This window comes from Oceanispirochaeta sp., assembly GCF_027859075.1.
Taxonomy (GTDB): Bacteria; Spirochaetota; Spirochaetia; order DSM-2461; family DSM-2461; genus Oceanispirochaeta.
The window spans coordinates 17,905-28,512 of sequence record NZ_JAQIBL010000348.1 but is presented as its reverse complement, the minus strand read 5'-3'; the positions used below and the strand labels follow the sequence as shown (position 1 = coordinate 28,512).

The following is a 10,608-nucleotide window of genomic DNA, read 5'->3' as shown; positions in this document are numbered from 1 at the left end:
AGTGCTTTTGTGAAAACTCTTACAGGTACAGTTCTTGATTTCAGAGATAGAAATATATCGGTAACAACCGAGTACCTCATTGATGAGATACGTATTGCAAGAGAAGGAGCAGAAACGATTCTGCTGAATAAAATCCCGGATAGGGGATGGTTGATTATTAACCCGATACAAATGACTGCTGATTCGGAATATGTCAATGAATCACTGAGTATGATTCATAGACTAACAATGAATGACGTTCACTTATTAACTGATGAGAATTCCAGAAAATTCGGATTGGATTCACCGGAATTATCCATATCACTGACAGAATCAACAGGAATAAAACAGACATTCAATCTTGGGAAAAGGTTTGAAGAAACCGGGATGTCCTATATTTACATCGAGGGAGAAAAGGAGATTTTTGAAACCAGGGCAAACTCTCTATATGAAATCGATCTTGATAAAATGATATTTTTTGCTCCTTTGAGCGTTAGCTCTGATGATGTGGAGCAGATAGAAATGGTACAGGGAGATGTAAAACAGATTCTTCAACGAAAATATAAAGATGACAGGGAAGTTTTCTACTCGGATGAGAAAGAGATTCCTCAGGAAGATTATATATCTCTTTATGTAAATCTCATGTCTATGACTGTTGACGGGTATGCAGAAAAAAAGCCTGAACAGGCAATGATATTGGCTTTAACATTAAAGAGAGATCAACAGGAAAACATATCTGTTTATATCTACGATTATGAGGATGAGTATTACGCAATGTCATCATCCCTAAATCAGTATCAGTTTATCATCAGCAAAGATAAAGTGGAGCTGGTTATAAAATGGTTCGACAAGATTAATCAGAATTGAAAATACAGACACTTGTGATGGCTTTGGCTTTTATATGACAATTTACATCTTTTGGGAAAAAATATTTGCCTTCCCAGCCGGGAGGATTTAATATGAAGACAAAGTGGAGCAGGTGATACAACGTGAATGAAATAGTGAATCAGGTATTTGAAGCCGAGGATCAAGCCAGAAACCTTCTTGAGAAGACCAGATCTGAAATCCTGACTCTGCAGAAGAATACAGATAAAGAGATTGAAGAGATAAATATCCGCACTAGAGAACAGTCAACCTCCACCATTAAAGACATCATTGAGGAAGCCCGAAAACAAGTTGAAGAGACCAGAAACAAGACTTTGTCTGAGGCGGAACAGGAGGATGAGGCATTCTTTCTTCAGAAGAAGGATAAAATCGCCGGAGTCATCGATAAGATTGTTGATTATATATGTACTCCTGAATACCTGCGGGATGAATAACCGTGGCAAGCCCTATTAAACGATATGCCTTTATCAATGCCAAGTTAAAAACCCGGCTGAGTCTGGTTTTGGGTGATGAAGTTTTTACACGATTGATCAAGAGTCAGAATCTGGGGGAAGCCATGCTGCTCCTGAAGGAGACCACTTTTGCTTCTGTAGAAGCCGTCTATGCCAGAACGGGTGATCTGAAAATGAGTGAACTCGAACTGATGAGGGCGGAAATGGCTCTTTATCAGGAGATTCACCGCTATGTAGATACAGATTTACAGGAATTTGTAGATGCCCTTTTAATGCAATATGAAATTGAAAATTTCAAAAATGTTTTCAGGCTCTGGTTTGACCGCTGGATACGCAAGCGGGATATTTCATATGCCTCGGGTTATATTCTCAGGGAGCCGGTTCTATATTCCTATGATAAAGATGCGGTCCTTGCTGCCGGTGAAGATTCACTACTCCTTGATTCTTTAAAGGCCACTTCCTTTGTGGATATTGTCAAAAACAATCTGGACGAGATCAGAACGGACCAGACCATGTTTCCCTTAGAGATGGATCTCGATCTGCTGTTTTACAATAATCTGTTGAGGCAATGCGAAAAATTGACTGTAAAAGACAGGGACATTGTTCTGAGACTTGTCGGTGTAGAGATTGACCTTGAGAACATCACCCGGATTATCAGGTTCAAATTTTTTTATCATTTTTCAGCTTTGCAGATGCAGAAGTATATTATTGCCGGCGGCCACAGGTTGAAACCGGATAAACTTTATGCCCTTTACTCTTCTTCAGGAGAAGCCGAATTACTTCCTGCCCTGTTAGGTTCCGGGTATGGGAGTGCCTCCGCACTGGCATCATCATCCCAGACGGATATCTATAAACGGATGGAAATGGTTGAATCCATCCTCGAAGAAATCCTGAAAGGGGAAGTGAAGAAACTCCTTCTAGGAGATCCTTTTTCTATTGGAATTATGATGAGTTATTTCATTATAAAAAAACATGATATTCACCGGCTGGTTTCCATCCTCAATGGGAAGAATTATGGTTTGCCGGAAGACAGGATGAAGAGCTGATTATGATGTTTACTTCCAGCATGACACATTTAACCGCGGTTGTTCTCAAAAAGGATTCGGATGCCGTCACAAAAGCACTGCTTCAGCTGGGAGCTCTTGATTTTGTCCGGGTCAGTGAATTGAGCGGTGGAAGTGATGCCCGTATCCGGTCGGTACAGGCCTCTGTTTCATCGGCCCGGATCATTGAAAACAGACGGCGGATCGAGATGATCATGGGATCGGGCAGTTCCGGAGGGTCTCAGGAAGTTCTTCCGGTACTGGATAATCTGCAGAATTTGAATCTGCAGGATTTAAATCTGTTAAATCTGGACGAAATTGAAAAAAAACTCTCCGAAATTTCTTCCCGGTCTCAGGAAATAAAAGAAGAACAGCGGCTGGTACAGCAGGAAATCCACAAATTTGAGGATATGATCCGTCAGCTTTCAATGTATGGAAGCAGCGAATCCATTACAGCCCAGGGCTTACGGAAGAGTTCAGAATACTCCTTTCTCACCATTCAGACAGGAACCATGCTCTCTGTCGGGGTTTCTCAGTTTGAAAAAGACCTGAAAGCGTATCCTTCTGTTTCCCTGATTACAGGGACATCCTCTGACAAGACGTCCATGCTGGTCATTTCCCTGAAGAAAGATGAAAAACAGATCCTGCGTCTTCTTGATGCCAGCGGCTGGATGGAGGGTGAAATACCCCTGGCCAGTTCTCCAGAGCAGAATGTCAAGGAGAATGCCCTCTCGGATATCCAGAATCAGATAGTGATTTTAAAGGAGCAGCAGGCTTCTCTGCACAATCAATATCAGGCTTTTATCGATGACCGGCGGGAGTGGTTTCAAACCAGCTGGTCCCTCCTCCGAATCAATGAACTCTTTTACCGCATTCAGTCCTTTTTTTCGGCGACGGATCGTACCGTTCTTTTCTCCGGCTGGCTGCCCACAGAGCTCAAGGCTCCTCTGGAGCTGGTCTTGTATCAGGCTGCCCAAAGGCGCTGCTTTCTTGAATGGCATGAACCCGGGGAGATTACAAAAGAAACAAAAGGCCGGGTCACCGTCCCTGTTCAGCTGAAAAATCCAGGATTTTTGAAACCCTTTGAGATGCTTGTGAAGAATTTTTCTCTTCCCGAATATGGGTCGATCGATCCGACACCCTTTGTGGCTGTACTTTATCTGATGATGTTCGGACTCATGTTCGGTGATGCCGGGCATGGCCTGGTTCTGGTGCTGCTGGGTTTCCTCGGAAAATATATATTCAGAAAATCCAGTGATTCTAAAAAGAAACTCTCGGTCCTCATACTCTACTGCGGCTTGTCGGCTATTGTGGCAGGTGTGCTCTTCGGGTCCTATTTCGGTCATCCCCTGTTCCCCCCCCTGTGGTTCAACTATCATGCCATCATTGCGGGTCATCCCAGTGGAAACATAGGGGTACAAAGTATTTACGACATCCTGCTGATCACAATTTATTTTGGTATTGCCGTGCTGGGAACCGGTCTGATTCTGAACTGGATCAATCTTGTCAGGAAGAAAAATTGGATGAAGTTGTTCTTTGACAAGGCAGGCATCACAGGGGGGTGGATGTACGGGGCCGGAGTCTATACTGGATTTTATTTTGTTCATCATCTCTATAAGACTCTTCCCGGGCAGACATTTTTACTGATCGGTTTTGGGATTCCCTCTCTGCTGCTTTTAAGCAAGGAACCTGTCCAGCTCTTTCTGGACAGGAAAGCCGGTCACAAGGTGCAGGAAATCAGTGTCAGCTTCATTCTAACCATGCTGATGGAATGGATTGTTGAGCTTCTTGAGGTCTTTTCAGGATATCTGGCCAACACTCTCTCCTTTATGAGGGTGGCCGGCCTGGGCATTGCTCATGTCAGTCTGATGATTGCCTTTTTTCAGATGGCCCATATGGCCGACGGACCGGGGGGTGAATATACTGTCTGGTCCTATTTAATATTGTTAGCTGGTAATATTCTTGTCATAGCCCTTGAAGGCCTCTCGGCGGGAATACAATCCCTGCGTCTCAATTATTATGAATTTTTTTCAAAGTATTTTAGTGGTTCCGGCCGGGCATACAGTCCCGTTTCGATTAGAAACCGCGTATAGGAGGATATTATATGAATGCACAGTCAAAATTTAAGCGGCTGGTTTCTCTGAGGATGATGTTTATGCTGGTCATCATGGCCATCCTGTTCCTGCTTTCGGTGAGTGGCGTTTTTGCACAGACTGCCGAGGCGGCAACGGTTCCAACAGTGGCGCCGGAGGTCCAGAAGTTCGGTCTTATTGCCGCGGCTATTGCCTTTGGAATGGGTGCTATCGGTGCGGGCATTGCCATCAGCAGTGTCGGTGCGGCCGCCATGGGTGCCATTGGTGAAAAACCGGAGATTGCCGGACAGGCTCTGATCTTCATTGCCCTGGCAGAAGGTCTTGTCGTCTTTGGATTTATTACGGCTTTGATGATTCTGGGAAAGATTTAAAAAACACAGGATTGCTATGAAGTACACTATCATTGGAGATGAAGATACTGTTCTCGGTTTTGAAATGGTCGGAGTCCGGGGCAGGATGGTCGTTAACGAAGAAGAAGCTGTTCAGGCCTTTTCTGATGCACTGGAAGACCGGGAGATCGGTATCATCATTATTTGTGAAAGAATCGCCGATCTGATACGGCATCAGGTCGATCAATACATGTTTACCATGCAGTTTCCTCTGATTGTAGAGATTCCCGACAGGAATGGAAGAATCGAGGGAAAACCGGGATTACGGGAAATGGTGAATGCCGCCATTGGAATAAAGTTATGAATGACAGCCCAGATCTGTTGAGTGGAATAAGCGGGGAGGCAAGGAAAGAGGCCGAACAGCTTAAGGCGGAAGCTCAGAAAAATAATGCTTCAAAACTGGCTTCTGTCCAAGTGCTCAAGACCCGTCTGATTGAAGAATCCAGGGTGAAAGGGGAAAAACAGGCGGCACAGATCCGTAAGTCCGGAGACTCTTCCCTGGCTGTTGAGCTGCGGCGTAGAGCCTTTAAAAGGGAAGAACGCCTGAATTCACAGATTCTCAAGGATGTTCGCCGTCAGTTTTCCAATCTCTCAGAGTCTCCCCGCTATACAGAAGTTTTGACGGGCTGGATCGTAGAGGGAGCCATCGGACTGGGAGCAGATCATATTATCATCCATGCTTCAGCCGGTACTTTAGCTGTTCTGACAGCCCTGGTCTTGAAGAAGGCTGAACAAGCTGTGGCAGACCTTATCGGAAAGGATGTCTCTATTTCCTGTGTTAAGGATGAGCTGATGAATGAGGTGGATCTCCTTTTGAAGGATCAGACGGGACGGCTCGTCTACGATAACCGTGTTGAAGCAAGGCTTCAGAGATATGATCACCATATCCGAGGCATTATAGCCGGTGAACTTCTGCAGGATAGGAATTAATATGACGGAAAGGATTATCGGTACAGTCAGACGGGTCAACGGACCGGTCATAGAAGCTAAGGGTATCACTGATGCTGTCATGCTCGAAATGGTCAATGTCGGAGAGGCCCGCATCGTCGGTGAGGTGAGCAAGTTGATCGGCCACACCGCGGTCATTCAGGTTTATGAAGATACCACCGGGTTGGCACCGGGAGACAATATCTACGGCTCGGGGCTCCCCATGAGTGTTGAACTTGGACCGGGTCTGATCGGCACCATTTACGATGGAATTCAGCGGCCCCTGGAAGAAATATACAAAATCTCCAAAGAGTACATTAAGAGGGGGATCAATGTTCCCTCCTTGAACCGGGAGAAACTCTGGGAGTTTAAGCCCCACCCTGAATTAGCCCCGGGTCTCGAAATGACCCAGGGAATGATCCTGGGGACCGTCCAGGAGACGGAGCGGATCATGCAGAAGATACTGCTTCCCCCGGGTATTTCGGGAAACCTCCAATGGATCATTGAACCGGGAAACTACACGGTGGATAGGGTCATCGCCAAAGTCATGACCAGCGCCGGGGAGAAAGAGATTTCCCTGTTTCATAAATGGCCCATACGAAAACCCAGGCCCACCGCCGAACGTCAGCCCCTTCTTCAGCCCCTTATTACGGGTCAAAGGATCATTGATACTCTCTTTCCTCTGGCCAAGGGGGGCACCGTGGCCATTCCTGGAGGCTTCGGTACGGGGAAAACCATGACCCAGCATGCCATCGCCAAATGGTGTGATGCGGATATCATTGTCTATATCGGCTGCGGTGAACGGGGAAACGAGATGACCGACGTTCTGACGGAATTTCCCAAGCTGGTGGACCCGAAAACCGGAGAGAGTCTGATGAACCGGACCATCCTCATTGCCAACACCTCCAATATGCCTGTGTCTGCCCGGGAAGCGAGCATCTATACCGGTGTGACCATCGCCGAGTATTACAGGGATCAGGGTTATCATGTCGCCATCATGGCCGACTCCACCTCACGCTGGGCAGAAGCCCTGCGTGAACTTTCGGGACGCATGGAGGAAATGCCCGCAGAAGAGGGCTTTCCAGCCTATCTTCCGACGAGAATTGCGGAATTCTATGAACGGGCCGGGTATATGAAGTGTTTGAGCGGCGACATCGGGTCGGTTTCCATCATTGGTGCCGTTTCTCCTCCGGGAGGAGATTTTTCCGAACCTGTCACACAGCATACAAAACGCTTTGTCCGCTGTTTCTGGGGGCTGGATCGTCAGCTGGCCAATGCACGCCATTATCCGGCCATTTCCTGGCTCGAAAGCTACAGTGAATATCTTGATGATATCATTCCCTGGTGGGAAGAACGGGTGGGACCGCAATGGGCGGAAGACCGCCGGGAGATGATGGACCTGCTGCAGAAAGAGGTTCGCCTGCTCCAGGTGGTCAAGCTGGTCGGTCCCGATGCCCTGCCGGATACGCAGCGCTTTGTCATCGAAGTCTGCAGCGTCTTTAAAAATGCCTTTCTCCAGCAGAACGCTTTTGATGTCATTGACCGGTATTCTACCGCAGAAAAGCAGATGCGCATGCTCGCTCTCATTCTTATCTACTGGCGCCGGGGGAGTGATGCCATCAAACGGGGTGCCACCATCGTCAAACTGAAGCGCATGAAGGCCCTGCAGGATGTTATCAAGATGAAATTTACCATTGAGAATGAACAAATAGAAAAATTTGACAGGCTCCAGGCAAGGCTGGAACGGGGACTGGATCAACTGGGGTCAATTTATGAGTGATAACAACAAAATCCTAGAGGAACGTTTGAGGACCGGCCGGGAATACTCGGGAATCAACAAGCTGGACGGACCTCTTCTTTTCATAAAAAACACCCATGCCGTAGGCTTCCGGGAGCTCGTCGAGTGCGTGGATTCCCATGGAAACCTTCGTCTGGGACAGGTCCTGGATACCTCGGACGACGTCGTCGTGGTTCAGGTCTTTTCGGGAACTGCGGGGATGAATCTCCCCCAGACCCGGGTCCGGTTTCTGGGAAAACCCCATACCCTGAATGTCACAAAATCCATGTTAGGCAGGGTTTTCAATGGCCTTGGCCGGGCTGTGGACGGAGGATCTGAACCGGTCGGTGATCATCAGCTGGATGTGAATGGGCAGCCCATCAATCCCACGGCCCGGGAGTATCCCAAAGATTTTATCCAGACAGGGATTTCCGTCATTGACGGCATGAATACCCTGATCCGGGGGCAGAAATTGCCTATTTTTTCCGGGAATGGTCTGCCTCACAACATTCTGGCCGCTCAGATTGCCCGTCAGGCCAGAATCAAGGGGGAAGAAACCGAATTTGCCGTTGTCTTTGCCGCCATGGGGGTCAAGCACGATGTGGCCCGTTATTTTATCGACTCCTTTGAAGAATCGGGTGTGCTGGCAAATGTGGCCCTTTTTCTCTCCCTGGCGGATGATCCCTCCATCGAAAGGCTGAGCACTCCCCGGAGCGCCTTGACCCTGGCAGAGCATCTTGCCTTCAATGAGGGATTGCATGTCCTGGTCATCATGACGGATATGTCCAACTACTGTGAGTCCCTCCGGGAAATATCGACACTGAGAGGAGAAATCCCCTCCAGAAAGGGCTATCCCGGCTATCTCTATTCGGATCTGGCGGAACTGTATGAGCGGTCAGGAATGCTCAAGGGATTTAAGGGTTCCATCACACAGGTGCCCATTCTAACCATGCCTAATGACGATATATCCCATCCTATCCCCGACCTCTCCGGGTATATCACGGAAGGACAGATTGTTTTTGAAAGAGAGATGAACGGACGGGGAATTTATCCCCCCGTTGCGGGACTCCCTTCCCTGTCCCGGTTGATGAAGGATGGAATCGGTGAGGGGATGACCAGAGCCGATCATCCTCACCTGGCCAGCCAGCTTTTTGCGGCCTACAGTTATGTCAAGGATGTGAGGAATCTGGCTTCCGTCATCGGTGAAGAGGAGCTGACTCCCCTGGATCATCAATATATGGAATTTGGTGAAAATTTTGAAAGGAAGTTTGTGTCTCAGGGGAAAAATGAAAACCGGACCATAGAGGAAACACTGGACAAAGGCTGGGAGGCCTTGAGTCTTCTGCCTGCCGAGGAGCTCCATCGTGTCACCGAAGAGGAGCTCGAAACCTATTACAATCGGATAAGCGACAGAAGGGATCATGAATAGGATCAACAGATGCGTCAGAACATAGCGCCGACAAAAACCAATCTCCTTAATCTGAAGAGTGAGCTTAAATTTGCCCGTTTAGGCTATGAACTGCTGGATCAGAAACGAAACATCCTGGTTATTGAGCTTTTGAATCTGGTTGATCAGGCCGTGGATTATCAGGACCGGGTAGACAAGTCCCTGGCCCAGGCCTATGAATCTCTGGAAGCCGCCGCACTGGCCGTGGGGAAAAGGAAAGTTCTCAACATTTCCAGCGCCGTGAATATGGAAACAAAGGTCGATATTTCAAAAAGAAAGATCATGGGTGTTTCTCTCCCCGTTGTGGAAACCTCCTTTGTTGAACATGGACCCTATTATTCCCCTCTGGGTACGAGCTACTGGATAGATTCCAGTCTGGAGGAGTTTAAAAAGGCTCTTGAACTGATGGGCCGTCTGGCAGAATTGAAAATTTCAATTATCCGCCTTGCCAATGAGGTGCGGAAAACGATTCGAAAAGTCAATGCATTGGATAAAATCGCCATCCCCGAGCTGACCGAAAGTGTCAAGTTTATAGTAAACAGGCTCGAAGAAAATGAACGGGATATGCTGATTTTGATGAAAATGGTGAAACAAAGGCTTGAAAACAGAAAGGAAAGTTCTAACATATAAATATAAGGAAGTGAGAAATGGCCGGACCCATAGAAAAGTTGATGGTCTATTTAGACGGAACAGAAGAGTCTTTAATAGCTGCTCAGTATGCGGTATGCCTTGCAAAAAGCACAGGTGCATCCCTCACTGCCATGTATGTCGTAAATACCAGGGCCTTGAACGATTTGCTGCGCTCCCGTATATTTATCGAATCGGAAGAGAGAGAATATAAGAGAGACCTTGAAGAAGATGCAGGACGATATTTAAATCATGTCAAAGATTTAGCCCGAAAGAAGGGGCTGGCCATCGAGACGATCAAGACCAGCGGGGCTATTAATTCTGAGATAAAGCATAAAGTGGATGAACTGGACATCGATTTATTGATCATCGGTGAATTATCCCGGATTCAGAGCCGGAGAGATGAGTTCTATAATGAGGTGGAACGGGCCATGCGCAGTGTGGGTTGTTCAGTGTTGATTGTTAAAAATGAAGACAGGGTCTGGTCTTTGTATGAATCTTTGGTGTAAGGAATAACTCATGGCTATACTTGATTTGATATCAGAAAATTGTGTTAAAGTCCCGCTTATAGGTACTACAAAGAATGAAATCTTGAGAGAACTCCTGGTCCAACTGCAGGAGGCTGGCAAGATTGATGACCTGGAATCTATTTATGCGGCCCTCCTGATTCGGGAAGGTCAGGGCAGCACGGGTCTCGGTGCGGGAATTGCGGTTCCTCACACAAAGACGGATGCGGTCAAGGATCTGGTTCTGGCTGTGGGAATCAGCCCCATGGGAGTCGATTTCGAGGCTTTGGACGGCAAGCCGTCGAAACTGTTTTTTCTTGTTCTGGCTCCGCCGGAACAATCGGGGATGCATCTGCAGGTCCTTTCTGAAATTGCCAGGATCTCCCAATCCGCTGCCTTATTGCGGGTGTTGATCTCTTCCCAGACAGCCGGAGAAGTCGTCGAAATGTTCCGGGAATAGGGCCGTGTTCCTCTCATGTCTGC

The 10,608-nt window shown here is 47.4% G+C and carries 12 protein-coding genes; all 12 read left to right on the top strand.

Features of this window, described 5'->3' with window-relative positions; genetic code table 11:
- A partial coding sequence (locus PF479_RS19790) for a DUF4340 domain-containing protein (protein WP_298010566.1) occupies nt 1-846 on the top strand: 846 nt, incomplete at its 5' end.
- Between the two features lie 122 nt (nt 847-968).
- Complete coding sequence (locus tag PF479_RS19785) at nt 969-1,298, top strand: hypothetical protein (RefSeq protein WP_298010563.1); 330 nt, start codon at nt 969-971, stop codon at nt 1,296-1,298.
- Nucleotides 1,299-1,300: 2 nt separating this feature from the next.
- A complete protein-coding gene (locus PF479_RS19780) occupies nt 1,301-2,362 on the top strand; it encodes a V-type ATPase subunit (RefSeq protein WP_298010560.1) in 1,062 nt (353 codons plus the stop codon).
- Nucleotides 2,363-2,364: 2 nt separating this feature from the next.
- Nucleotides 2,365-4,452 carry a V-type ATPase 116kDa subunit family protein gene (locus tag PF479_RS19775; protein WP_298010557.1) on the top strand — a complete coding sequence of 696 codons (2,088 nt, stop codon included), beginning with the start codon at nt 2,365-2,367 and terminating at the stop codon, nt 4,450-4,452.
- 11 nt (nt 4,453-4,463) lie between these two features.
- On the top strand, nt 4,464-4,823 hold the full coding sequence (locus PF479_RS19770; RefSeq protein ID WP_298010554.1) for an ATP synthase subunit C: 360 nt from the start codon (nt 4,464-4,466) through the stop codon (nt 4,821-4,823).
- A gap of 16 nt (nt 4,824-4,839) precedes the next feature.
- A complete protein-coding gene (locus PF479_RS19765) occupies nt 4,840-5,145 on the top strand; it encodes a V-type ATP synthase subunit F (RefSeq protein ID WP_298010550.1) in 306 nt (101 codons plus the stop codon).
- Nucleotides 5,142-5,771 (top strand): V-type ATP synthase subunit E, encoded by a 630-nt coding sequence (locus PF479_RS19760; RefSeq protein ID WP_298010547.1) that lies wholly within the window; start codon nt 5,142-5,144, stop codon nt 5,769-5,771. Before PF479_RS19765 ends, PF479_RS19760 begins: the two co-directional genes overlap by 4 nt.
- A 1-nt stretch (nt 5,772) precedes the next feature.
- Nucleotides 5,773-7,548: a V-type ATP synthase subunit A gene (locus PF479_RS19755; protein WP_298010544.1), complete on the top strand. Its 1,776-nt coding sequence runs from the start codon at nt 5,773-5,775 to the stop codon at nt 7,546-7,548.
- Nucleotides 7,541-8,974, top strand: a complete 1,434-nt coding sequence (locus PF479_RS19750; protein ID WP_298010541.1) for a V-type ATP synthase subunit B — start codon at nt 7,541-7,543, stop codon at nt 8,972-8,974. The genes PF479_RS19755 and PF479_RS19750 overlap by 8 nt, the downstream gene beginning before the upstream one ends.
- Nucleotides 8,975-8,983: 9 nt before the next feature.
- Nucleotides 8,984-9,622: a V-type ATP synthase subunit D gene (locus PF479_RS19745; protein WP_298010538.1), complete on the top strand. Its 639-nt coding sequence runs from the start codon at nt 8,984-8,986 to the stop codon at nt 9,620-9,622.
- A gap of 17 nt (nt 9,623-9,639) precedes the next feature.
- On the top strand, nt 9,640-10,128 hold the full coding sequence (locus tag PF479_RS19740) for a universal stress protein (protein WP_298010536.1): 489 nt from the start codon (nt 9,640-9,642) through the stop codon (nt 10,126-10,128).
- 10 nt (nt 10,129-10,138) lie between these two features.
- Nucleotides 10,139-10,585, top strand: coding sequence for a PTS sugar transporter subunit IIA (locus PF479_RS19735; protein WP_298010533.1), 447 nt, complete (start codon nt 10,139-10,141; stop codon nt 10,583-10,585).
- Nucleotides 10,586-10,608: the final 23 nt, after the last annotated feature.